Genomic DNA, 23,585 nt, shown 5'->3' with positions numbered 1-23,585 from the left:
TAACCTCTCAGTTACCAGATAAAGTTTCTCTATATAAACCTTCGTTGAGCAATAGTTCACTGACTGTTAACGTAGTAAAGGCGCTGATGTCTTTTCCTTCCATCAACGCTTTTCGAATATCTGTGCTTCTAATTTTTATTTTTTCAGGACACGCCATAACGGTCCAGCGCTCAGTAATTTCCTGTGCTTTATAAAATTTAGCAAATTTAAAGAAATTGTCAGGCCCAATGACAAAAGTTAGATCGTCCGTCGAATGAATTTCTTGAATTTTGTTTAATAACGCATAGGTCGTCACACTTTGTCCAGGCTGGTATAAAGCTTGCTCTACGTTCGAGCGCTGAACATTAGAAAGCCCGAGATCTTTGATAAACGCATCGACCAACTTGCACCGGGTTGGGTAATCCAACATTTCCTTGCCCCATGCGTGTGCGATGCTGGGTTCTAGAAGCACAAGATCAAAGTGCCCCAAAGACTCGATAACACTTTTGTGGCCTAAGCTAGGTGGATTAAATGCGCTACCAAAAATGGCAATTTTTTTCATATCCGGCGATTACCTGGTTTAAGAGAGTTTTCTAATTTGATGATTTCGGTATGATACTACTAATCTTTATAGCTTTTTGACACCAAAGTGATGTTTGTGCGCCTCAATTGGATGGTTTGTCACCATTTATTGAATATTCACCTCATCACTCTTACTGATTTTGGTAACTACCAACGCTGTTGGTGTCTGACATATTTGCAGGAAAAGGAACCCTAAATGGAACAATCCATCCGTGATGAAATGCGCGTTCTACCTTCTATTGATCCGCATTTCGAAATTGAACGCCGTGTTGCTTTCATAAAGCGTAAGCTACAAGAAGCAGGTTGTAAGTCACTCGTGCTTGGCATCAGTGGCGGTGTTGACTCAACCACGTGTGGTCGCCTTGCCCAACTTGCGGTTAATGAACTCAATGAAGCGAGTGGTAGTAACGACTACCAATTCATCGCGGTTCGTCTGCCTTACGGTGAGCAAAAAGATGAAGATGAAGCACAACTTGCCTTATCGTTCATTGAACCGACACACTCTGTGTCAGTAAACATCAAACAAGGTGTAGACGGTATGCATGCTGCTTCTAGCTTTGCGCTAGAGGGAACTGGCCTTCTACCAACCGACGCGGCAAAAGTAGACTTTGTGAAAGGCAATGTAAAAGCGCGTGCCCGTATGGTCGCACAATACGAAATTGCTGGCTACGTTGGCGGTTTAGTGCTGGGAACCGATCACTCGGCAGAAAACATTACAGGCTTCTACACGAAGTTTGGTGATGGTGCTTGTGACCTTGCGCCTTTATTTGGTTTGAGCAAGCGTCAAGTACGTGAGGTAGCGGCAACATTAGGCGCACCAGAACTACTCGTGAAAAAGACACCAACGGCAGATTTGGAAGAACTTGCTCCACAAAAAGCTGACGAGGATGCGTTGAACCTAAGTTACGAGCAAATTGATGACTTCCTGGAAGGCAAACCAGTGTCGCAACAAGTGAGTGACCGTCTGGTAGCTATTTACAAAGCTACGCAGCACAAACGTCAACCAATCCCGACAATTTACGACTAAGCAACATTTTAAACGCAATGCTTGCTATAAAAAACGCTGCTCAAGGGCAGCGTTTTTCTTACGTATTGTAACCTGACTAGTCAGTCACTGTAACATCGGTTTCCGGAACGGCACAACACGCTAATACCGTCCCCATGGCACGCTCTTCAACACTCAAAGCGGGTACGTCAGGATGGTGAACTTGCCCCGATTTCAATTGTACTTTACAAGCGCCACATAACCCTGCGCGGCAGCTGTTGCTGATGTCCTTTCCGGCATCTTCAAGTTGGTCTAGAAGTGTTTTCTGATTAGTACCCGTAATCCTAGCGCCGTTGAACTCGATTTCGATACTTTTCTCTGGCTGTGCTGTTACCGCAGAGACACCAAACGCTTCCTGATGGTAGCTCTCTTCAGGCAGCCCCTTTTTCATTAGCAAGTTTTTCGCTTTTTGCATAAAGCCATCAGGGCCACAAACAAACACCTGACGCTGCTCCGCATCTTTAATTTGTTTGATGTGCGAAAGGCTGAGTCGACCTTTCAATCCAAACCAATCGATCACAGGCTGAGTCAGGCAGAATTTTACCTCTAGTCCCGGATGCTCTCGCTTCAGTTGTTCCAGTTCAGCTCTACAAGGAATGTCTTTTTCAGTGCGACACTGATGGTAGAACACGACGTCATCTAATTGATTGTGATCGGCTAGGTAACGCACCATCGACAGCATTGGAGTAACGCCACTGCCCGCTGAAAGCAACAATAGACGCTGAGTGTGATGCGGCTTAAGATGAAACTCCCCATCTGGGTTTTCCGCTTCTAATACGTCGCCAACCTGCAGATTATCCAATAGCGAATTCGACACACGGCCACCAGAAATTCGCTTAACGGAAACAGCATATCGCCCTGGACGAGAAGGACTCGAAGAGAGAGTATAACGTCTGCCTATTTTTTTACCCTCAACTTCAACATCGATTGGTAAATGTTGTCCCGGCAGATAATTAGGTAACTTGCCTTTACTAGGCTCTAGCCAAAATGTCACAAAATCTTGTGCTATTTCTTCACGTTCGACGCAAGTTAACGTTAAACGCGCAGGAGAGTTATCCTCATAAAACTCCGGTTCCTTATATTCAAGCACTTCGACTTTGTCACCTTGGCGGATAATGCCTTCGTTACGCGCTACAAGGTTTTGCCCGAAAAAGACCCCGCCTCGCTCATTGGCACGGAACTGTTGTAGCGTTTTTAGCGGCTCTTTACTCTCGCGGAACGTGCCTCTTTGCGTATTGACCGTTGTAAGAATGCAACGCTCACAAGGCTTAAGTGACTCGAATTCCACCTCACCGATGCGAATTCGTTTCCAAGAATCCTCTTCAAACGGCGTCGTGTCTGCCACTACCAGATTAGTTCGAAACTGATCCATTGAGTGCTGCTCAGAGCTTCGCTTGTTCAACTCATCGAGAGAAGCCTGACTGATGACCAATACCGGATAACCGTCAGCAAAGCTCACATTATGACCAAACTTATCTCGTACTCGATTCGATTGTTCACCACAGAAAAGCAGCTCGACTCGTTGCCCTAAAACACGGGTAAACCAGTCGTCGGCTTCGTCCGTTGTGGTATAGGCGGTAAACGTGTCACTCCAAACCGTTGCAGACGTTTCCTGCATTTTGAAATCTTGATAACGGATTTTAAGCGGCTCCATACCTAAGGAGCTAAACACAACACCATCGGCGAGTATTGCAGATTTCACGGTGACCATTTGTGGGTACTTCCTTGCGGTGATCATCGAGCCATCTGCTTTGGCAAGCATAAATCGGCGGTCAAAGCTCAAGCCTTGCTTTTCTACCCACGCAGACGAGAGAGCAACCCCTCCGACTGATTTAACCGGAAAGACATTTATTTGGGATAAGATGGGTTGTGACATGGCTTTCTTCCTGCAGTGCTTTTATTTGTTGCACTATTGTAAGGAGAAGTCTTAACTAATGTAAGGCATTGACTTAACTAAATCTAACCGTTGCGTTTTTTACAACACGCTGACCAAACGCTGATTGATAAAGTGTGATACAAGACACATAATTCGCCACTCTTTTGACAACAACGACAAATTGACTAGAGGCTTATCATGGATACTAGAAAACTCGTTCTCATTTTACTGTGTATCTTTCTTCCACCTGTCGCGGTGTTCATGGAAAGAGGTTTCAATAAAGACTTCTTCATCAACTTAATTCTGACCTTTTTCTTCTTCCTGCCAGGTACGATTCATGCGCTTTGGTTGACGATGAAATAACTTATCGCGCTCCCACAATCGTAGAAAAGTGAAAAATGGGATGAAATGTGAAGTCAATTCCTCTATCATCCTGTCGCCTAAGCGCAAGCGTTTGCTAACAATGCCAGTGCTTCGTTTAGGCTCCAATCAGACAACTTTTTCAATGGTGGGAGCAATTAATGACAACACTGACTATTACTCGTCCTGACGACTGGCACGTTCACTTACGCGATGGGGATGTTCTTAAAGACACCGTTCGCGATATCAGCCGTTACAACGGTCGCGCACTGATCATGCCAAACACCGTCCCACCTGTTACCAACACTGAAATGGCGTTAGCCTACCGAGATAGAATCCTTAAAGAACAGCACGGCGAGCAATTTGAACCATTAATGTCGCTGTACCTAACCGATAACACCACTCCAGACGAAATTCGTGCCGCAAAAGCAACTGGCAAAATTGTTGCAGCAAAACTTTACCCAGCAGGCGCAACCACCAACTCAGACTCTGGCGTGACCAATGCAAAGAACATCTACCACGTTCTGGAAGCAATGGAAGAAGTCGGCATGCTACTGTTGGTTCATGGCGAAGTCACACATCACGACGTTGACATCTTCGACCGTGAAAAAGAGTTCCTTGATACGGTTCTTGCTCCTATCGTTAATGATTTTCCAAATCTAAAAATTGTTCTGGAACACATCACCACCGCTGACGCAGCTAACTTCGTTAAAAACGCGTCTGATAACGTTGCGGCGACAATCACTGCTCACCACCTACTTTTCAACCGCAACCACATGCTTGTCGGTGGCATTAAGCCACATTTCTACTGTCTGCCAATCCTAAAGCGTAATACCCACCAGCAAGCGCTGATTGAAGCGGCAACAAGCGGCAGTAAGAAGTTCTTCCTAGGTACAGATTCAGCGCCACATGCAAAAGGTGCGAAAGAATCGGCTTGTGGCTGTGCGGGTTCATACACCGCACACGCAGCCGTTGAGCTTTATGCTGAGGTATTCGACAAAGAAGGTAAACTGGAAAACCTGGAAGCATTTGCAAGCTTCAATGGCCCAGACTTCTACGGTATTGCTCGTAACACAGACACAATTACCCTAGAAAAAGCCGCTTGGGATGTGCCAGAAACAATGCCGTTTGGCAATGACATCGTTGTGCCTATCCGCGCGAACGAACAGATTGAATGGCAAGTTAAATAAGCGCTTCGCTTAACTAGCTCAAATAAAAAGGGTCATGGCTTTCTATCAAAAAAAGAAGTCATGACCCTTGTTGTTTTTTGATGATCTTAATTCCCACGCACCTTTTCTATCAATGTCCAGGCACCAACGACAAGCAAACCAGCAACAAACCCAATAAGACCGTTGAGTAAAATCGGTAACACTGCGGTGGCAAAAGAGTGACCACTAAAGTCCATCAGAATTGGCTCTACAAAGTGATGAATGGCTGGCACATTGTGAACAATGATGCCCCCACCAACCAAAAACATCGCTGCTGTGCCCACTATGGTTAGCAATCTCATCAGCTTCGGCGCAAAGGTTACCAGTGCGTTACCGACTTTTGCCATGAAGCCTTTTCCTTTCGCTCGCACCTCAAGGTACAAGCCCAAGTCATCGAGCTTAACTATCCCAGCAACTAAGCCATAAACACCAATGGTCATCACTATCGCAATCAGGCTCACCACAATAACCTGAGTGACAAAACTGGCTTCTGAAACCGTACCTAAAGCAATCACGATGATTTCAGCAGAGAGAATAAAATCCGTTCGAATCGCCCCATTGACTTTCCGTTTCTCGAACTCTTCTACTGACTCTCCTTTATCCAACATCTCTTCTTTGTCTTCATGTGAGTGAGCATGGGGGAAGAGTTTCTCTAGTACTTTCTCTGTGCCTTCAAAGCAGAGGAAGAGACCACCAAGCAGAAGCAATGGCATGATCAACCACGGAATAATGGCGCTAATAAGTAGTGCAGAGGGTACCAAAATCAATTTGTTCTTAAACGATCCCTTGGCAACAGCCCAAACCACAGGTATTTCGCGTTCAGAGGCAACACCTTGTACCTGCTGGGCGTTCAATGCTAAATCATCTCCTAACACACCTGCTGTCTTTTTTGCCGCCACTTTTGACATCACCGCGATGTCATCGAGTACCGTGGCAATATCGTCTAACAGTGTGAGTAAACTTGCTCCAGCCATTTTTTATCTCTTTAAATGCAATTAGTTACATTAAACCTAGTAAAAATTAAAATGTATCACCACAAATATGCTCAGCAAAGTGATTATCTGGCAAAGATTATGATAACGGACGGTATTTTATATTGCTGTCGAGATAAGACACGTCTAGTCTTGTCTTACCTTTGAGTAAACAAAAGAAAAAGTATAGATGAAAAGCGGATACACTTACCCAATTGGTACCCCAGGTCAACCTTGGGGCGCAGCTGAACGTAAAGCCTGGTTAGCCGAACGCAATGTAAAACGCAGCTATCAGGAAGAAGTCGTCAGTAAAATCGACGCACTTCGCGACCGTTTTGATGTCGAGCAATACGGCGCGCTCTCATATGACGAAGATCGTTTCCCACTATTTTGCATCAAAACACGTAACTGGGATTCAGCAAAACCTGTTGTTCTTGTCACCGGTGGTGTGCACGGCTACGAAACCAGTGGTGTACATGGAGCATTAAAATTCGTGGACACAGAAGCGGAGCGTTACGCAGAGCACTTCAATATCGTTGTTGCACCATGCGTGAGCCCTTGGGGTTATGAGGTGATTAACCGTTGGAATCCAAACGCGATTGACCCGAATCGCTCTTTCTACGCAAACAGCCCTGCGGAAGAATCCACGAACCTTATCCAGCTTGTTGCGACACTGGGCGATGTATTGATGCACATTGATCTTCACGAGACGACTGACTCGGATGAAACAGAGTTCCGCCCAGCTTTAGCCGCTCGCGATGGTATTGAATACATCGAAGGTTTGATTCCTGACGGCTTTTACACCGTCGGAGACACTGAGAATCCGCAGCCAGAGTTCCAAAAAGCAGTGATTGAATCGGTAGCGAAAGTGACGCACATTGCCCCTGCGGACGATCAAGGCGAAATCATCGGCTCCCCTGTTGTTCAGTTTGGCGTGATCAACTACCCGATGGTGAAACTGGGATTATGTGGCGGTGTGACTAACTGCCAATATGGTACGACAACTGAAGTCTACCCAGACAGCCCAAAAGTCACTGACGAAGAATGTAATGATGCTCAGGTTGCAGCGGTTGTAGGCGGACTGGATTACGTTCTTTCACAGCTCAAGCCCGCTGTGTAAGCCGCTCATATCTTAATTTCATTCCAATAAGTTACCGCTTCCACTTTCATACAGTGCCCTACTATGAAAGTGGAAGCTTTCCTTTTATCAGTCTAAGAATACAACGCATTATTCAATGCCAGAAAGACACCCAGCGTACGTTCATGGCAGTGCATCGCCTTTATTTTTCTGGCGCTTTCTAGGATACTCTGCACATTATTTTTTAGTTGGAAAACTTCATGCCTCAAGCAAATTCCGTGGTTGTGCTCGACTTTGAAACCACTGGCCTCTCCCCTAACCTTGGTGACCGCGCAATTGAAATTGGAGCAGTAAAATTAGTTGATGGTGAGGTTGTCGATAGTTTTCAGCAGCTCATGAATCCGGGCTTCAGAGTAAGCTCATTCATTGAAAGTTATACTGGCATCACCAATAACATGTTACGCACCGCACCAAGCTGCGATGAGGTGATGGCATCGTTTAGTGAGTTTATTGCCAATGAAAACCTCATCGCTCACAACGCCTCATTCGATAAACGATTTCTCGACGCAGAGCTTGAGAGAGTAAACAAAGGCTATTCAGGTGAGTTCGCTTGTTCGTTACTGGTGGCAAGACGACTGATTCAAGATGCGCCGTCACACAAACTTGGTGAGCTCGTTCGCTACAAAAACATCGAAAACGACGGTGTTTTTCACCGTGCGTTAGCAGATGCACAAATGACAGCCAAACTTTGGCTTCAAATGGTCGAGGAGTTAGAGCAATCAGGAATCAACAAGCCAAGCTTTCAGTTTATGCAAACCGTTAGTAAGACAGCAAAAGGCAAAGTGGACCTGCTACTCGCTAAAAGTAGTATTTAACGCATCTGATTAAATGCATTTTTGGATAACAGAAAAGAATGACATTCGTTCTAAGTAGCCATTGCTTGTAAGTAGCCATTGCTTGTCAAATGAGAAAAGGCATAGGCGGTGACCACCTATGCCTTTAGAGCGAGGTTCAATTAACCGATCAGAGCGGGAATACCCGGAAGCTGACCAACTACAGCAAGTGAGCCAGCACAAACGACAAAGGCAACACCAGGAATCAGGTATTTATCTTTGCCCGATAGCTCGTTGGCGCGCTCATGGTCGCCGATAAGTCCGAGGTTATCCAGCAGCATAGTTATTGCCCAACCAAAGACTGGGTTAACGAATGCACAGGCAAAAATACAGATACCTGCACTGAGTGAATCTTTATGCTTATGTATCATCTGCATACCCGCTTCAAGAAGTGGTAAGAATACACCGACAATCAGCGCTACGCGTAGAACAGGCTCCCACATTGCTAGATCCATCGGGTAACCAATTACTGCTGCCGCAATACACATTAAACCCGTTAACAGCGCGCCGCCTGGAATAGGACGTTTGGCAATTGCCGCCGGAATCATGTACGTACCCCAAGAAGACGCTAGATTACCGCCACCTAATAGTGAGCCAACGCCCTGACGAACAGACGCTCCGACCATAGTGTCGTCGACATCCATTAGTACGCCTTTTGCTTCTTTTGGGTAGTTAAGTTCTTGAAAAACACGATGACCGAGGTAGTCAGGAGACCACATCGCGACGGCTAGTAGAGCAAATGGCGTAACGGCAATAAAGTGCTCCAGGGTTGGCCAGCCTAGTTGCCAGCCGGTATCTTCACCCCACCAGTAGAATGGACTGAAATTAGGCAGGCCCGGCTCCGTGGTAAAAGCAAACTCAGCGCCCATTGCATAAGCGACAATGCCCGCTAGTGCAGAACACAGCGGGATGGCCAACCAACGTTTGTTGATCTTGGCTAAGTAGGCATAAACCAACACCGTTAGACCAATGACCACAAACGAAATGTAACTTTGGTCCGTACTCGCAGCCCACACTTCAGTCTTATTAATCTGTCCGATCAACCCAACTGCGCCGAGGTAAATCAGCAACCCACCTCGAACCCCAATGCCAGTGAGGGTCATGAGTTTAGAACCACCCTTGGTAAAAGCGAGAATTAAACCAAAAGCACATACCATCAAGCCGAGAGCCAGTGGATGGCCCCCTGCTGCTGCAATCATTGGAATCAGCGGTATCATGGGGCCGTGAGTACCGGCTAAGTTTGCGTTCGGGTTTAGGATGGCAGAGAACAGGATAACGAACAGAGCGCCCGCGATAAGCAGTTCGTAACGCACGTTTTCTGCGACAAACTCAGGAGATAAACCGAACTGAGCAGCAAAGGCGGCAACCATAGCGGTTACCATGACCACTTTACCAATGGTTGCGGCTAATGCAGGTACCCAGTCTTCGATTTCAATACTGTAATCACGAGATGGTAAATGAATACCCCAGCGGCGAAAGCTCATGATGGTTAAATCATGGTTTAGAAAGTCTTCTCGGTTTTCAAATTCATGCGGTTTTTTGCGCACATCCCTGTAAAAAGTCTTACTTGTGTCAGACATTTAGTTATCCTTTGTTATGTTTCGAAGTTGAACTATGTCAACCAGAGTTTCGCTTGGTATACAGACCTTCGACCAATACGAGACAACACCCTAAGTGCTACCGAGCACCTTTATTGATTTCATAAACGAAGAAAACATGGATTTACTTCGCTAGTGAAAACAAGAAAACTGAAAAGTATCTTGCCAAACATTCACATCAAACATCGACGCCACACTAAGAAAGAGGTTTGGAGCCAATTTTTGAACTGAACTTATTAAGCATGTATTGCTATCGGTAGGAATATTAGACATTAGTAAAAGAACAACAAAAATCTCACTTATTGCACAAAATTTTAACATCTCATTAGGGCGTGCTGATCTTTCGTGAGTAATTTTCAAACAGAAAGCCAAGGGGGAACGCTCCAAGAGAAGCTATCTAGTGTCTACTGACGCGGAGGCTATTCAGTGTATTTTATTTCAGCCGTCTTGGAATAAACCGCAGGATGACTAAGCCAATGAAAACAAGCAGGATCAGAATGGCAATACGCCAGAAGATATGGTCCAGCACGTTGGTAGATAGCCTTTCCAATTCATTGATATCGCGTTGTAGATGCGAGATTAGCTGCTGTAACTGATTGGCAAGATCGCTGGACGCCTGAATTAGCTCCAGTGGGTTGACTGGAGGTCCTCCTGCTAAATCAGTTGAACTCTCATCAAAGCGCGCTAATAAACGGTCAATATTAATACTCGCTTGGTTGGTTTTGTCAGCCAGGTCCGAAGATGCCTTTACTAACTCTAGTGTCGCAGGCAACATCTGTTCTGCTTTATTGCTACTGTTTGAAACTGACTCAAAGATCTGTTCCCGTTCATAGGCAATGTATTCAAAAAGTTGGTTGAGCGCGAGCTCACGCTCTTTCTGGATGTCTTCAACAAGCTTATTTTCTAGTTCAGCGAGTGAGGTCGGATACGAAGCCAATGTCGATTGGAGTTCTTCAAACCTCTCTTTCGCTTCATCGTATCGAGCTAGCATCTCCTGAATCTCGGGAGAAGCAAGTATACGGTAAGCCGATAGTTCTACCTGCTCGCCTGCAATATAAGTCAAGCGACTGGAATACCACATTGCACGTTCGCCAAACAGCAATGCTCTATCAACGGTGCTCACAGCAGAATCGATCTCTTCGAGTAAACCTTTGGCTTCTTGTCGGTGCCGATGCTGAGGTATCCAACGAGCATCTGTGAAGGAGTCAAATCGGGTTAGCTCAACGACTAGCCTATCCGGATTTTCTTCGAGCCAAACATCTATCAAGTCACGAAGTACCTGTTGCTGCGAAGGTGTCAACAGCCGAGAGGAGCGCTGCCAAAGGCGATCTTCTGTTTTCTTTAATTGATTTAAAGCATCCTGAGCTCTTTCGGCTCCCCATATGTTGGGTATCCAATAATTCTCGAAAGTTGAGCGTTGTAATGTTGATAACACAAGGAGATCGAGTAACGCGATATCAGGGCTTCGTCCTGCAGCTATTTCTGTTGCAGCCCCTAAACTGTTACGCATAAAGGATTGAACTAACACTCGTTCGTGACTATTTTCAGTTTTTGGTCGTAAGTGCAGGAAGGCAACTTCAGAAACAGAAGCGATGTAATCATCGGCCATCGACATGATTAACGATTGTAGTGCTAATTCATCCATTGCCAGTTGATTGGTGGCTTCAGCCTTTGTGAGATGCATTCCTGGGCTCGACATAACTAAGTCTTCAGGGATAATCGCACAGCTTGTTAATAGGAATAGGATGGATGAACTTAATAACAGTTTTAAGGACATGAATTGTCTTAGTAACATCCGCTGTCTCGTTTTATAGAGTTGAACATTTATCTAAGTACATTTACCTACAGCAGATGCTTATTAATTCTACTCAGCTATTAGAGTAAACATCATTTGGCAAAGAACATAAGGTTAACTTAAGTATTAGTTTCAACTGTTTTGAAAAGCCAGAAATTAGCGCTGTCTGTACAATCTCATCAGATTAGTCCGTTAGGAAACATGGTCGTTTTAGCGGTGAAAGTAGCTCAAGCTCTTTTAAGAAGAAAAAAGCTCTTATACACATTTGCCACCCACTTTTTGTATAACCAGTTTATCTTTTCATTTTTATAGTAATACCCTTCATCGTTCCTCAAAAGTAAACGCTACTGGTTTCACCAGACTAAGTGACTTACTATTCCAAATACTATTAAAGGTTTGTGGATCACTCATGAGCAGTAAAAATAACAAAAACCTCAGCATTCTTCTTAAGCTAAACACCTTTGTTTCTCCTTATAAGTGGCGAGTTACCGCAGCCTTGATCGCACTAGTCGCGACCGCAAGCCTGACGCTATCGGTGGGCTATGGAGTGCGGATGCTGATCGACCAAGGGTTTGCTCAACAATCATTGCAAGAACTAACGAGTGCGATTCAATTTATTGTCGGTGTCACTCTGTGTATTGCTATCGGTACTTTCTTTCGCTTCTATCTTGTTTCATCAGTAGGTGAACGCGTTAGCGCTGATATTCGCCTCGCGGTGTTTAACCATGTTATTTCTCTGCACCCGAGTTATTTTGAGACCAACAGCAGTGGCGATATTATGTCGCGCCTCACCACTGACACGACTTTGCTGCAGAGCATTATCGGATCCTCATTTTCGATGGCCATGCGCAGTGCGTTAATGTGTATTGGCGCGATCATTATGTTGTTTGCGACCAACTTTAAACTCACTCTGATTGTACTGGCTTCTGTGCCCTTCGTTTTGGTGCCTATTTTGGTCTATGGGCGACGAGTGCGTGCACTATCCCGCCAAAGCCAAGACTCCATGGCAGATGTGGGCAGCTATGCAGGAGAAGCGATAGAGCATATTAAAACAGTACAAAGCTTTAGCTCAGAACAACATGAGAAAGCCGCCTTTGCCGTGGAGGTGGAAAAAGCATTTGAGGTCGGTAGACAGCGAGTGAAACAACGCGCGATTTTAATATCGGGTGTTATTGTTATCGTGTTTAGCGCGATTGCCGGCATGCTTTGGGTAGGTGGCAGCGATGTCATCCACGGTAAAATGTCAGCCGGTGACCTAGCAGCATTTGTGTTTTATGCCATTATGGTCGCATCCTCTACAGCAACCATTTCTGAAGTACTTGGCGAGCTACAAAGGGCCGCTGGTGCCACTGAAAGGTTGATTGAGATTCTCCAAGTTGCAAGCGATATTAGTGCGCCAGACCATGCTTTACCAATAAGCACAACCTTCTCAGCAGAGGTGGCATTTAGCTCGGTTAATTTCAACTATCCGTCTCGCCCCGACCAACCGGCCATTAAGGAATTAAATCTCACCGCAGAGCAAGGTAAAGTATTGGCGTTGGTTGGTCCGTCAGGTGCTGGTAAAACGACACTCTTCGAACTACTACAACGTTTTTACGACCCACAACAAGGTCAGGTTCTGTTTGGAGGCGTGGACATTCGCCAGTTTGACCCGAAAGAGCTTCGTCAGCAAATGGCACTCGTTCCTCAGCAACCCGCTTTATTTAGCCACGACGTATTCCACAATATTCGCTACGGCAACCCAGAGGCAACGGACGAACAAGTTATCGAAGCGGCGAAAAAAGCCCATGCACATGAGTTTATTGAAAAGCTGCCTGAAGGCTATCGCAGCTTTTTAGGCGAGCGCGGCGTAAGGCTATCAGGAGGGCAAAAACAGCGAATTGCGATTGCGCGTGCCATTCTTAAAGATCCAAAAATCCTACTGCTTGATGAAGCCACCAGTGCCCTCGATAGCGAAAGTGAACATCATGTTCAGCAAGCGCTTGAGGCGCTAATGAAAGGCCGTACCACACTGATCATTGCTCATCGTTTATCGACCATCCAACATGCAGATAAGATAGCGGTTTTAGACAATGGCGCACTGGTCGATATTGGTAACCACCAATCATTGATGCAAAGCTGTGAGCTCTATCAGCGACTGGTGGCGTTGCAGTTTAAGCACTTGGAATGAACACGTAGTTAAACTCGCTATCAGTCGTGGGATTAAAGTGCATCACGTAAGTGTTGTTCACAGGAGAATGCTATGACGACTGACAAGACATGAAGTTATTTAGATAATTTATGTTTTTCTGTGGCTAAAACCATATGGTTCCATCCATAATTGGTGTGGCTAGGACCATAAAGTGACATTTATGGTAACCATAAGGTGTCATTTACTAAAAATCGGCAACGCCTTAGCAGTTTGAATATGAGAAACATTCTCACAGCTTTGCATGTCTATCATGCTAAATCATTTTTATGCTATTTGACTGTCTTGACGCTATTAACCTCACTCAAATTTATCAAAGTTGTTTAGCATTTCCTGAGTTGAAATCTGATCACCCATACGTCCACGATTCACATATTGATGTTTAAAGCTAACCGCACCTTTGGAACGAACTAATAATTCAAAATCTCTGATGAAACTGTCTTCAAACTTGCTGTTAAAGGTATTGAATAGGACAACATTTTTACCTGTGAAATCGCTATTTTTAGCAAACTGCCATATTGGTGGCGCTGGGCTGTATAACCAGATAGGCGAGCCTAAATAAATTGTTTCATAAGTTGATAGGTCAATAGTTTCAGGACTGATATCAGCAATTTTGTTGCGGGCATCCTTTAACGCACTTATCCACCCAGGAATTCCAAGATCATAGTCTTCCGCTGTAATCTCGTAGAGGTGTCCATTCCTTTTATCTGCTATATGGTTTGCGAGCACACCAGTGCTCCCAGAGCGAGAGAACACAACTACAGCAACTTTTGATTGAGTCGCTACAGGGAGAGAGCCGACTTGCCTTAATGACTTATTCTTTGAAAACTGCGAGCTTTCAACTCGCGTCACCACAAAAGCAACAGTTAAGGCCACTATAATAGCGAATACTGCAATTATAATTATCCATCGTGTCATATTTACTGACTTACCCACTTCAAACTAAATCTTACGGTGTTAAAAAGAAGCGCTTTGTAACCATACAAAACGCTTCGAACTGCTTAGATTACTTTAGGTGTGTTCTAAGGAATGCAGAAACCTTGTCCATTGCCATACTTACCGCTTCGGGATGGTCATACAGTTCATAGTGAGACCAGTTTTCCAAATTAACCAGTTGGCGGTCTTTTGATTGAACAGAGCGACCATAAATTTCCTGTCCATCACGATAAGCACCAAACGCCCCTACTTTTTGGCCGACCACGGCCATAACAGGCTGAGTCAATAACGTTTCTGCGAATGCAAAGGCATCCCAGCTTAGCGTTTTCTGTGCATGTGAGAACAACATACGTGTTGCTCCACCTTCGGTTTGTCCACGTGGCGTTTTATAGTATTCGGTAGCTTCGAACACGTCTCGTTCTGTTAATCCATTTTCTTTTGCAAATTCAACACTTGGAGGAAGAAGTTCATTGATTTGCAATTCTGAGCCACGCGCTTCGGCTGTTCGCTGTGCAGCCATAGCTTCCAGGTTGGCGATAGGGTCGTACATACTAAAACCTTCACGGAACAAGCGGCCTAAGTTGACAGGCGTAATACCTACGACAGCTTTCAAGCGCTTTTCGGTTAGGGCTGAATTGATGATGTAACCACCACCGCCGCAGATACCTAGTCCACCAATTCTATTCTCATCGACATAAGGTAAAGTCACTGCATAGTCGATAACGCGACTGATATCTTCAACACGTTGACTTGGATCTTCTACGTAACGAGGCAATCCCCCCGATTCTCCTTGGAAGCTCGCATCAAATGCGATCACGACATAACCTAACTCAGCAAGAGCCTTACCATAGACAGCGCTGGATGTTTGTTCTTTACAGCTACCAAAAGGATGAACGCTTATCATTGTTGGGTAGCGTTTTGATTCATTAAAGCCTTCTGGGAATAAAACTAATGCAGACATATCCCAAGCCATATCAGCATTTCTGAAAGTGATTTTTTGCATGTTCATAATCCATACCTTGAGAGTAAAAAGCCTTGAGAGTAGAAAGGCTCAAAGCTATTGAGCCTTTCATTGGGGAATATTAAAGAGTGCGTTGGAAGAAAGATGCGAGTTGGGATACTGCGTCATCGACGTATTCGGCAACATCATAAAGCGACATATGGTTTGCACCATCAATGATATACAAGGTTTTATCTAAACTCGCAGCTCGATCCATCAGGTCATCACTCATCCACTTACTGCCTGCGTCACTACCAACGACAGCAAGGATTGGTTGAGTCAAAAATGCTTCCGCTTTGTGGTACGCATCGTAAGTAATGATCTGGTTTAAGTTACGGGTTAGAGCAAAACCCGGAGCATTTGGATGTTCACAACGTGGTGTGTGGTAATATTCCCATGCTTCTCGCAGTTCTGCGTTTGGTGCATCTTCTTCACGCATCGGAGCTAGAGGAATGATTGCGAATTCAGAGCCATTAGCGTCAGTTGTACGTGCATTCGACCCAAACTCTAAGTAACCAAGGGCGTCAGCATCGTTAACCGAATTGTCCCAACCATTACGGAACATTTGGCCGATATTTACTGCGCTAACCATACCCAGCGCCTTAATACGACGGTCATTAATAGCAGCGTTTGCGCTGTAACCCGCACCGGCACAAATACCCATCACGCCAATTTTGTCGTTATCGACGTACTCTAGAGTTGTTAGGTAGTCGACGACTGCACTCACGTCTTCAGTACTTATATAAGGGTTTTCCATTTGACGAGGTTGACCCGTGCTTTCTCCTTGGTATGAACGGTCAAAAGCAATAGCGATTAAGCCGTTTTCCGCAAGTTTACTCGCGTATAAGCCTGCGGTTTGCTCTTTCACGCCGCCACCTGGGTGCGAAACAACAACGGCTGCATATTGTTTACTTGCGTCAAAATCTTTAGGGAAGTTGATAACCGCCGAAATCTCGATACCTTGACCGTTTAGATTTTTGAAAGTGACTTTAGACATAGCGACATTCTCCGTTAGAGGTTAACTGTTCATCTCAGGCTGACCTAAGCTTCGATGTAATATTAGCCAACAGACTGTTTCGGATAAATATCGTTTTACCTACATGACTGTTTAGTTATACTTAACAAATGCGAATAGAACCTTCTTTACTTTCATCACTGACATGGTTTGCACATATTGCTCGCCATCGCAGTTTCACTAAAGCGGCCTCAGAAATGGGGATAACCCGTGCCGCCTTATCACAACACCTGAAAGCGTTAGAACAACAGCTACAAGTTCGGTTAATTAATCGAACAACCAGAAGCATGTCGTTGACGGAAGAAGGCCAACGTCTGCTTGATATTTTGCAGCCGTCGTTGACTAGCATTGAACAAGTCGTTAATGAGCTGAACGAATCCCATCTAGAACCTTCTGGATTAATTCGTATAAGCGTTTCGAGAACCGCAGCTCGGCTTCTTATTGAACCTCACCTTGGCGAGTTCCTCACTCTCTATCCAAAAATACGCTTAGAGTTAATCATGGATGATGGATTCTCTAACATCGTTGCAGAAGGCGTTGATGCTGGCATTCGCTTAGGAATAAGCTTGGATGAACATATGGTCGCGGTTCCTATTACCCCACCGTTAACAACGGCAATAGTGGGCTCTCCTGAATACTTTAAGCGAAATGGACTACCTCAGACTCCTGATGATTTAGAAGATCACAATTGCCTTGCTTATCGTTTTACCTCGAGCGGAACAATCGACCATTGGTCGCTAACCTCTCCTGATGTTGAAAAACACACCGTCGTTTTCGAGCCTAAAGGCAATGCTATTTTTAATGATGACTATAGTATGTTAAAGGCCGCTATACAGGGTGTGGGTTTAGTGAAACATATTGATTTGTGGGTGGAAAAGCACATAAGTGAAGGAAGGCTAGCTCGAGTTCTAGCACCTTGGTGTAAAGAGTTTCCGGGGTTTTATTTATACATACCTTCACGAGAGAACATGCCTAAAAAAATCCGCGTGTTAATGGATTTTTTAATCGAAAAGCGTGAACTTCTGAAACCCAAAGAGTAGTTATCAGATTACTTTAAAGGCTCTTCTCCGCTTTCATGAGTCAAACAACATCAATGAACCTATCATAATCACATGATTTATAATGCTTATTTTTATTATAAGTTTGTAGTGTATTTTGTCGTCTTTGTATTCCTCGTTGTTTTGCTTTAAAGGTCAGTGTGTCGAATCTTGTTCAATAGAAGAAGTGTCCCAATCAGTTTTCGTTCGTTGCCGTCGAGACCGAAGATATAAGGTCAAAGATCCAATCACAGGTGCAACCTGCACCGTAGACCACTATGTCAAAAGACGACTTCAGGATCTGCCTGTTAGCGGACGGCCATGCACGATAGAAGTTGAACTGGCTAAAACCAGAGATAAAGACGGAAGACGGCTAATTGAAGATACTGACTATGTCTCTAAAGGAGGTCGCTATACCGCTCGCTTTTGCAAGTTTATCAGTGGATTATGCCGCCACATGAGCATACATGCCGTGTCTCAGCATTTAGGTATTCGGTGGGAAACAGTCAAAAACATCGATAGAGAATACTTGCGTTCAAGCCTGCCAGCTTTAGAACCCGAGAAACTAAAGAACTTACTCCACATTGGCGTTGATGAAGTAGCTAGAGCTAAACGACACGATTATATGACCGTCGTTTACGACCTTGTTTCTGGTCATTTAATTTGGGTAGAACATGGACGAAAAGCAGAAGTCCTTATCTCATTTTTCGAGCAACTATCAGAGGAAACAAAGGCTGGAATTAAAGCGGTATCAATGGATATGGGGCAAGCTTACCAATCAGCGGTAAGAAAAATGTTACCTCATGCAGACATCGTTTTTGACCGATTCCATGTGATGCAAAACTACTGCATTTTAATCAGAAAAGAGAGAGCGAAAGCTTTTAGGATTGGCTCGCACGATGAGAAAAGGATGCTTAAAGGCACACTCTTCCTCCTACTGAAAAATGCACAGAAATTGGATGACAAGCAGTCTGACAGACTCGACGATTTACTTGAGAGTAACAAGACGTTGTGCGTGATTTATATGCTAAAAGAGCAGCTACAAGCGATATGGGATGAGCCTTGTTACGAGACCATGACAGCCGCTCTTGAAGCTTGGTGCCGTCTAGCAAAGTCAACTCGGATAATGTCACTAAGCAGCTTTGCAGACTCAATATTAGAAAGAAAAGTAGGTATCTGTAACTACGCAAAATACAAGCTGACCAACGCTCGGGTTGAGGCTGGCAATGTATCTATAGGGTTACTCAGACGAAGAGCCAGAGGAGTAAGAGATACAGATTATTTTAAGTTGAAGATCAGACAAACATCGGTTCCTGATACCCACTCAACTTTTTACCCAAATATCAAGCTCACCTAAGCGGAGAAGAACCCTTTAAATAGGGAAAGCGCGGAGACTGATAGAACAAAATACCATTAACAAAACTCATAACGGGACACGAACGTGCCACAACATATCGGTCTGACACCCCTTTGGTGATTTTCCACCAAAATCTCTATTTGTGGTAAGTTGGGGTAAATCGTTTCTAGCTGATTATAAAAAGCACCTTGAAGCTTAAATAATTGTTATATAAATCATTCTCCGATAGTGACCCCAAGCTTGCTGAGACGTTCTAAACTTTGGATAAAGCTTTCCGATGATAGTTCGAAGGTAGACCAACCTTCGATTACCCTCAATTAATTGGTATGCCTGCTATAACAAACGATTCTTATATTGCTCCGGTGTCATGCCGGAGTATTTCTTAAACATTGCAATAAAAGGGCTCGCCTGATTGTAACCTAGGGTCAATGCGACTTCTTTTACCGTTTGTCCCTTGCGTAGCAGCTCCATAGAATGCAGGTAGCGGACACGTAATCGCCATTCTGTAAAACTCATCCCTAGTTCACTCTGGCAATGACGCGCTAGCGTTCTCTCGGTGGTGTGCACCTTTACGGCCCACTCTGCCAAACTGATTTCATCCGTGGGAGATTCTTCTACCGCTTTAAGGATAGGTTCCAGATACTTGTTATCGGTAGTCGGTAAGAAATGGTGCTCCACTTCTTGTTTTGCCAGTTGATCGAGCAGTACCTGCACTAGACGTTTGTCTTCATCACTATGCGCGACATTGATATCTCGTTGGCGAAAATCCTCAATAATCGCAGCTATGACTGGCGTAACCTTAATCAAACTGGTTTTGGTCGGAAAATGTGCCGTCAATTCAGGAGAAATATTTAGCGAGCAATACTCGATCGGCTTTCTGTTATAACTGGTATGACGAATTCCCGCAGGCACCCAGATAGCCAAATGAGGTGGTGCTAAAAAGCGAGTGTCTTCTGCATCAATTTCCAAGATGCCACCACTGATCAACTGTACCTGCCCCCAGGGATGGCTGTGAATTCGAGTCTCTGTATTCGACAAAAACGCTTCGAAATTCATAAATACATCGGATGGTGCCCTATCAATTGATAATGAAGGGTGGAGGTTTCGCGAACTCTTTTTCAAAATTGTCTTCCTATCGCTCACTATGTCTTTTAGGAGATACTTTTCATTATAAAGACCTGCCAGACTATCGTCATCAATTATTGTGCGATAGGATTTTTATGGTTTATTTACTTCCGTTTTTTACCGTCATGATTTGGGGTGGGAATGCTATCGTCAACAAAATGGCAGCCAGCGCAATTGAACCGAGTGCAATGAGTTTCTACCGCTGGTTTATCGCATTGCTGATACTGACACCGTTTTGTCTGCCAGCTGTGATTAAGCAGCGTCACGTTATTCGCCCTTATCTCAGTAAATTGGCTTGTCTCGCTATGCTCGGTATGGTTTTAAATCAATCACTGGGTTATTACGCTGGTTTAACGACCACGGCTTCTAACATGGCACTGATTACGTCATTGGTTCCGCTTATTAGCGTCTTTCTGAGTGTGCCTCTGTTAGGTAAGTCGATTTCTAAATTGAGTATCGTTGGCGGCTTAATTTCATTGTTAGGGTTAGCCTTTATGCTTGGCCACGGAGACATCACCTATTTCTTACATCAGGACATGACTCAAGGTGACAGTTTGATGTTACTTGCCGCCTTGGTTTACGCAACTTACTGCGTGCTACTTAAACGCTGGAAGATGCCATTTAACAGCCTGACTTTGGTTTACATGCAAGGATTTTTCTCAGTGATCATGCTGGCACCACTGTGGTTGACCAGTGATCATCTTCTCCCTAGCCAAGAAGCATTCCCGATGATTGCTTACGCAGGCATTGCAGCCTCAATTTTCGCTCCACTAATGTGGGTGAAAGCAATAGATTTAATCGGTGCTGACTCCAGCGCCATGTTCATGAATTTAATGCCTGTGGTCGCAGTGGCGTTAGCATCGACATTACTAGGCGAAGAAGTTCATCTCTACCATATTGTTGGCGGCTTATTTGTTATTTCCGGTGTTATTCTCTCGCAGATCAAAGTGCGCCGTAAAAACAGCAAACACACCCAAGAGTTGTCTTCAGCGACCATTTCATAAACGAATTAGATTGTAGAGAAGTTCGTGCTGAACTGAGGGAGTAGCATTTAACCTTCGACGCGTAATAACAGAAGCGCCTAAAAGGGCTCTTTGATTCATCCTATCGCTAACATTGCAGCACAAACTTGAATGAATTGGACCATTATACACAGACTAATAAGAACGAGATTCGATAGCGCTCAACCACGGTTCTGGTGGGCGCTATGTTTGGGCACAAAAAGATGTGCTTTTCGGAAAACATAAACCTGATCGCAATCTAACAATATACTAAAAAACCTATTAAATTTAATAACATCTTTGTACTATGCCCCTACTGTCATAATCTATTTTTTAAAGTTTTAGAGGCTAGCGTTTGTCGCCACGAAATACGCCTAAATTTTCTCGGTTAACACCCCATAAATTAACCACCCGCTATGCTGCACTTGGCCTCTTTTTGGTCTCCTTATTCATTTTGCTCTTCGACAGCTATCACGAGCAGAAATCAACTATCCTTAACAACTATTCCACAACGTTTGAATCCAAAGTTCAGTCGAGTATTGGTGTATATCGCAAGTTTTCTCACTATGTCTTTAAACAAATCGAGAGAGATAAGGAAATCGTCCCTTTATTCGCGGCTGCAGCTTATTCTGGTGAAGAAGTTAGGAACAAAAACAGACAGAAGATCTACCAGTTGTTGAAAAAAGACTACGCCTTGTTAAAGGAGTACAATTTTAGGCAACTGCATTTTCACTTCAAAAATGGCGACAGTTTCCTAAGAGTTCATAAACCAGAAAAGTTTGGCGATAACCTATTCTCCATAAGAGAATCCGTCAGATTAGCGAATGTCGAAGAACGCTTTGTCGAAGGCTTCGAAGAAGGCCGGATATTTAATGGTTACCGATTCGTGTACCCGGTTGTCGATCACGATAAACAAGTTGGTACATTAGAAGTGTCTCTTTCCATGGGTAGCATCGTCGACTTACTGTTTGAATTGTACCCCGATGATGATTTCCATTTTATCATCAACAAATCGACCGTAGAGTCTAAGCTCTTCGACGACATGGCATACAATTATCTAAACAGCTTTTTATCCGATAACTACTATTTTGATAAAGCCGTATTCGAACAACATTTACCGAAAATAAAATACAGAGATTTGTTAGACAACGCGGACACGCTTAAAAAGTCTTTAAGCTCACTAACCCTAGACGAACATAGCTTCTCCCACGATATTACTATCGGTGACAATACATACATACTGAGCTTTTTATCCATTAAAAATATCAAGGGTGAACATGTTGCGTACTTAATCTCCAGTACGCAAGACGCGAGGCTGAAAGAGCTTTGCAATAACTATCTGATATACCTATTACTTATCTTGTTGGTTTCTGCCGTGACCGCTTGGAGCATATTCGCTAGCCACAGACATAATCAAAGGCTCACTACTGCTTCGAATACCGACTTTCTTACTCAAGTATTCAACCGCAACAAGTTCACCGAGCACTTACAATATGAATTTGTACAGGGTAAAAACCTCACCTCTACTTTTAGCATCATCCTGTTTGATGTTGACCATTTCAAATCCATTAATGATCAGTTTGGGCATAATGTCGGTGATGTCTACCTCAAAGAATTGAGTGAGCTTGTGTCAAATCGAATAAGGCATTGTGATATTTTGGCACGATGGGGGGGCGAAGAGTTCATTATTCTACTGCCCAACACATCGGAAGATAACGGGGTGAAAGTGGCTGAGTCGATACGAAAAGAAACAGAGTCATTCCTATTCAGTCCGGGTCAACCACTTACAATCAGTCTGGGTGTGGCCGAATTACATCCAAGTGATAAGAACATAGATAGCATTGTAGACAGAGCAGATGAAGCGCTTTATACATCTAAAAGGCAGGGGCGAAATCAAACAACAAAATGGTCTGAGATTAAGTAGTAGGACGTTTTTTGAGAGTTAAAAACCTCCCGCTGAATATTTGATATTTATCAAACAGAGCAGTAATTTTTCCTGAAAATTCGCACGCCCGAATTACACTTATAGTGATGTTAGGAAAGAGTGAATTAGGAGGCACTTATGAGCTTGGTTCCTCGTGATAGCTGGGCAGATTTCTCCCGGTTCATTGACAATTCATTTCCTGCATTGAGGACACGATTCGAAGAAGGGTCTTTTTCACCACGAGTTGATATCGTCGAGAAAGACCAAGCTTTCGAAGTCACTGCCGATTTGCCGGGAGTGAAAAAAGAAGATATCAAACTTAGCTGCCAGCAAGGTGTGTTATCCATCGAAGCCAGTATCGAAACTAAAAAAGAGACAGAAAAAGAAGGTAAAGTAGTCCACAGTGAACGCTACAGTGGCAAAATGTCTCGAAGTTTTACGCTCGGTAACAACATTAATGTCGAAGAAATTAGCGCTGATTTTTCCGACGGTGTTTTGACTGTCGTGGTACCTAAACTAGCCGGACACAGCGAAGAAGAACACAAGATTCCAATTCGCTAGCTAAGAGTAAACAAAATGCCCTCCTTTAACAGGAGGGCATTTTTCAAACATGCAGT

At 44.2% G+C, this 23,585-nt stretch carries 20 protein-coding genes; 11 read left to right on the top strand and 9 right to left on the bottom strand.

Annotation, left to right across the window (positions count from 1 at the left end):
* Positions 1-7: 7 nt before the first annotated feature.
* On the bottom strand, positions 8-541 hold the full coding sequence (locus L9Q40_RS20100) for a nicotinate-nicotinamide nucleotide adenylyltransferase (RefSeq protein ID WP_014234741.1): 534 nt from the start codon (positions 539-541) through the stop codon (positions 8-10).
* A gap of 216 nt (positions 542-757) precedes the next feature.
* Here L9Q40_RS20100 and nadE point away from each other — a divergent pair, with 216 nt between their 5' ends.
* Positions 758-1,588: an NAD(+) synthase gene (nadE, locus tag L9Q40_RS20095; RefSeq protein WP_065298221.1), complete on the top strand. Its 831-nt coding sequence runs from the start codon at positions 758-760 to the stop codon at positions 1,586-1,588.
* Between the two features lie 76 nt (positions 1,589-1,664).
* On the opposite strand, the gene L9Q40_RS20090 is transcribed toward nadE, so the two are convergent.
* Entirely contained in the window at positions 1,665-3,482 is a 1,818-nt protein-coding gene (locus tag L9Q40_RS20090) for an MOSC N-terminal beta barrel domain-containing protein (RefSeq protein WP_498794345.1), read from the bottom strand.
* Between the two features lie 198 nt (positions 3,483-3,680).
* Here L9Q40_RS20090 and L9Q40_RS20085 point away from each other — a divergent pair, with 198 nt between their 5' ends.
* Both L9Q40_RS20085 and pyrC read left to right on the top strand, forming a co-directional pair.
* Entirely contained in the window at positions 3,681-3,845 is a 165-nt protein-coding gene (locus tag L9Q40_RS20085) for a YqaE/Pmp3 family membrane protein (protein ID WP_014234744.1), read from the top strand.
* Between the two features lie 158 nt (positions 3,846-4,003).
* Positions 4,004-5,032: a dihydroorotase gene (gene pyrC, locus L9Q40_RS20080; RefSeq protein ID WP_014234745.1), complete on the top strand. Its 1,029-nt coding sequence runs from the start codon at positions 4,004-4,006 to the stop codon at positions 5,030-5,032.
* 86 nt (positions 5,033-5,118) lie between these two features.
* Here pyrC and L9Q40_RS20075 read toward each other — a convergent pair whose 3' ends face one another.
* A complete protein-coding gene (locus L9Q40_RS20075; protein ID WP_065298219.1) occupies positions 5,119-6,024 on the bottom strand; it encodes a DUF808 domain-containing protein in 906 nt (301 codons plus the stop codon).
* Positions 6,025-6,211: 187 nt separating this feature from the next.
* On the opposite strand from L9Q40_RS20075, the gene L9Q40_RS20070 reads away from it, so the two are divergent.
* Positions 6,212-7,141: a M14 family metallopeptidase gene (locus L9Q40_RS20070; RefSeq protein ID WP_498794343.1), complete on the top strand. Its 930-nt coding sequence runs from the start codon at positions 6,212-6,214 to the stop codon at positions 7,139-7,141.
* 218 nt (positions 7,142-7,359) lie between these two features.
* Complete coding sequence (locus L9Q40_RS20065; RefSeq protein ID WP_498794341.1) at positions 7,360-7,974, top strand: 3'-5' exonuclease; 615 nt, start codon at positions 7,360-7,362, stop codon at positions 7,972-7,974.
* A gap of 140 nt (positions 7,975-8,114) precedes the next feature.
* Here the strand turns inward: L9Q40_RS20065 and L9Q40_RS20060 are convergent, their stop codons facing one another.
* Positions 8,115-9,572: a DUF3360 domain-containing protein gene (locus L9Q40_RS20060; RefSeq protein ID WP_020335378.1), complete on the bottom strand. Its 1,458-nt coding sequence runs from the start codon at positions 9,570-9,572 to the stop codon at positions 8,115-8,117.
* 451 nt (positions 9,573-10,023) lie between these two features.
* Positions 10,024-11,367 carry a hypothetical protein gene (locus L9Q40_RS20055; RefSeq protein ID WP_498794340.1) on the bottom strand — a complete coding sequence of 448 codons (1,344 nt, stop codon included), beginning with the start codon at positions 11,365-11,367 and terminating at the stop codon, positions 10,024-10,026.
* A gap of 427 nt (positions 11,368-11,794) precedes the next feature.
* Here L9Q40_RS20055 and L9Q40_RS20050 point away from each other — a divergent pair, with 427 nt between their 5' ends.
* Positions 11,795-13,555, top strand: a complete 1,761-nt coding sequence (locus L9Q40_RS20050) for an ABC transporter ATP-binding protein/permease (protein ID WP_498794339.1) — start codon at positions 11,795-11,797, stop codon at positions 13,553-13,555.
* 318 nt (positions 13,556-13,873) lie between these two features.
* Here L9Q40_RS20050 and L9Q40_RS20045 read toward each other — a convergent pair whose 3' ends face one another.
* From L9Q40_RS20045 to L9Q40_RS20035, 3 genes are all read right to left on the bottom strand, one after another.
* On the bottom strand, positions 13,874-14,491 hold the full coding sequence (locus tag L9Q40_RS20045; protein ID WP_498794367.1) for a flavodoxin family protein: 618 nt from the start codon (positions 14,489-14,491) through the stop codon (positions 13,874-13,876).
* Positions 14,492-14,579: 88 nt separating this feature from the next.
* Entirely contained in the window at positions 14,580-15,518 is a 939-nt protein-coding gene (locus tag L9Q40_RS20040; RefSeq protein WP_498794338.1) for an alpha/beta hydrolase, read from the bottom strand.
* 73 nt (positions 15,519-15,591) lie between these two features.
* Positions 15,592-16,506 (bottom strand): alpha/beta hydrolase, encoded by a 915-nt coding sequence (locus L9Q40_RS20035; RefSeq protein WP_498794318.1) that lies wholly within the window; start codon positions 16,504-16,506, stop codon positions 15,592-15,594.
* Positions 16,507-16,634: 128 nt separating this feature from the next.
* Between L9Q40_RS20035 and L9Q40_RS20030 the strand changes: the two genes are divergently transcribed.
* On the top strand, positions 16,635-17,564 hold the full coding sequence (locus L9Q40_RS20030; RefSeq protein ID WP_498794317.1) for a LysR family transcriptional regulator: 930 nt from the start codon (positions 16,635-16,637) through the stop codon (positions 17,562-17,564).
* 115 nt (positions 17,565-17,679) lie between these two features.
* On the top strand, positions 17,680-18,918 hold the full coding sequence (locus tag L9Q40_RS20025) for an ISL3 family transposase (protein WP_498791601.1): 1,239 nt from the start codon (positions 17,680-17,682) through the stop codon (positions 18,916-18,918).
* Between the two features lie 333 nt (positions 18,919-19,251).
* On the opposite strand, the gene L9Q40_RS20020 is transcribed toward L9Q40_RS20025, so the two are convergent.
* Positions 19,252-20,040, bottom strand: coding sequence for an AraC family transcriptional regulator (locus L9Q40_RS20020; protein ID WP_014234841.1), 789 nt, complete (start codon positions 20,038-20,040; stop codon positions 19,252-19,254).
* Between L9Q40_RS20020 and L9Q40_RS20015 the strand changes: the two genes are divergently transcribed.
* The 3 genes from L9Q40_RS20015 to L9Q40_RS20005 all read left to right on the top strand — a co-directional run bounded on the left by L9Q40_RS20015 (position 19,986) and on the right by L9Q40_RS20005 (position 23,529).
* Positions 19,986-21,047: a DMT family transporter gene (locus L9Q40_RS20015; RefSeq protein WP_498794337.1), complete on the top strand. Its 1,062-nt coding sequence runs from the start codon at positions 19,986-19,988 to the stop codon at positions 21,045-21,047. The two genes, L9Q40_RS20020 and L9Q40_RS20015, sit on opposite strands and share 55 nt — an antisense overlap.
* A gap of 433 nt (positions 21,048-21,480) precedes the next feature.
* The gene (locus L9Q40_RS20010) at positions 21,481-22,968 is read left to right on the top strand and encodes a sensor domain-containing diguanylate cyclase (RefSeq protein ID WP_498794336.1); all 1,488 of its coding nucleotides are present in this window, start codon (positions 21,481-21,483) and stop codon (positions 22,966-22,968) included.
* Between the two features lie 138 nt (positions 22,969-23,106).
* The gene (locus L9Q40_RS20005; RefSeq protein WP_014234844.1) at positions 23,107-23,529 is read left to right on the top strand and encodes an Hsp20/alpha crystallin family protein; all 423 of its coding nucleotides are present in this window, start codon (positions 23,107-23,109) and stop codon (positions 23,527-23,529) included.
* Positions 23,530-23,585: the final 56 nt, after the last annotated feature.

Source organism: Allocatenococcus thiocycli (assembly GCF_921292965.1).
GTDB lineage: Bacteria > Pseudomonadota > Gammaproteobacteria > Enterobacterales > Vibrionaceae > Vibrio > Vibrio natriegens.
This window is presented reverse-complemented; position numbering and strand designations above follow the sequence as displayed.

Bases quoted from the DNA above. Each gene is read 5' to 3' on its own strand.
- L9Q40_RS20070 (WP_498794343.1), top strand. From the start codon at position 6,212: ATGAAAAGCGGATACACTTACCCAATTGGTACCCCAGGTCAACCTTGG.
- L9Q40_RS20035 (WP_498794318.1), bottom strand. From the start codon at position 16,506: ATGTCTAAAGTCACTTTCAAAAATCTAAACGGTCAAGGTATCGAGATT.
- L9Q40_RS20045 (WP_498794367.1), bottom strand. From the start codon at position 14,491: ATGACACGATGGATAATTATAATTGCAGTATTCGCTATTATAGTGGCC.
- pyrC (WP_014234745.1), top strand. From the start codon at position 4,004: ATGACAACACTGACTATTACTCGTCCTGACGACTGGCACGTTCACTTA.
- L9Q40_RS20085 (WP_014234744.1), top strand. From the start codon at position 3,681: ATGGATACTAGAAAACTCGTTCTCATTTTACTGTGTATCTTTCTTCCA.
- nadE (WP_065298221.1), top strand. From the start codon at position 758: ATGGAACAATCCATCCGTGATGAAATGCGCGTTCTACCTTCTATTGAT.
- L9Q40_RS20090 (WP_498794345.1), bottom strand. From the start codon at position 3,482: ATGTCACAACCCATCTTATCCCAAATAAATGTCTTTCCGGTTAAATCA.
- L9Q40_RS20005 (WP_014234844.1), top strand. From the start codon at position 23,107: ATGAGCTTGGTTCCTCGTGATAGCTGGGCAGATTTCTCCCGGTTCATT.
- L9Q40_RS20030 (WP_498794317.1), top strand. From the start codon at position 16,635: ATGCGAATAGAACCTTCTTTACTTTCATCACTGACATGGTTTGCACAT.
- L9Q40_RS20060 (WP_020335378.1), bottom strand. From the start codon at position 9,572: ATGTCTGACACAAGTAAGACTTTTTACAGGGATGTGCGCAAAAAACCG.
- L9Q40_RS20075 (WP_065298219.1), bottom strand. From the start codon at position 6,024: ATGGCTGGAGCAAGTTTACTCACACTGTTAGACGATATTGCCACGGTA.
- L9Q40_RS20050 (WP_498794339.1), top strand. From the start codon at position 11,795: ATGAGCAGTAAAAATAACAAAAACCTCAGCATTCTTCTTAAGCTAAAC.
- L9Q40_RS20100 (WP_014234741.1), bottom strand. From the start codon at position 541: ATGAAAAAAATTGCCATTTTTGGTAGCGCATTTAATCCACCTAGCTTA.
- L9Q40_RS20015 (WP_498794337.1), top strand. From the start codon at position 19,986: ATGGTGCCCTATCAATTGATAATGAAGGGTGGAGGTTTCGCGAACTCT.
- L9Q40_RS20055 (WP_498794340.1), bottom strand. From the start codon at position 11,367: ATGTCCTTAAAACTGTTATTAAGTTCATCCATCCTATTCCTATTAACA.
- L9Q40_RS20065 (WP_498794341.1), top strand. From the start codon at position 7,360: ATGCCTCAAGCAAATTCCGTGGTTGTGCTCGACTTTGAAACCACTGGC.
- L9Q40_RS20040 (WP_498794338.1), bottom strand. From the start codon at position 15,518: ATGAACATGCAAAAAATCACTTTCAGAAATGCTGATATGGCTTGGGAT.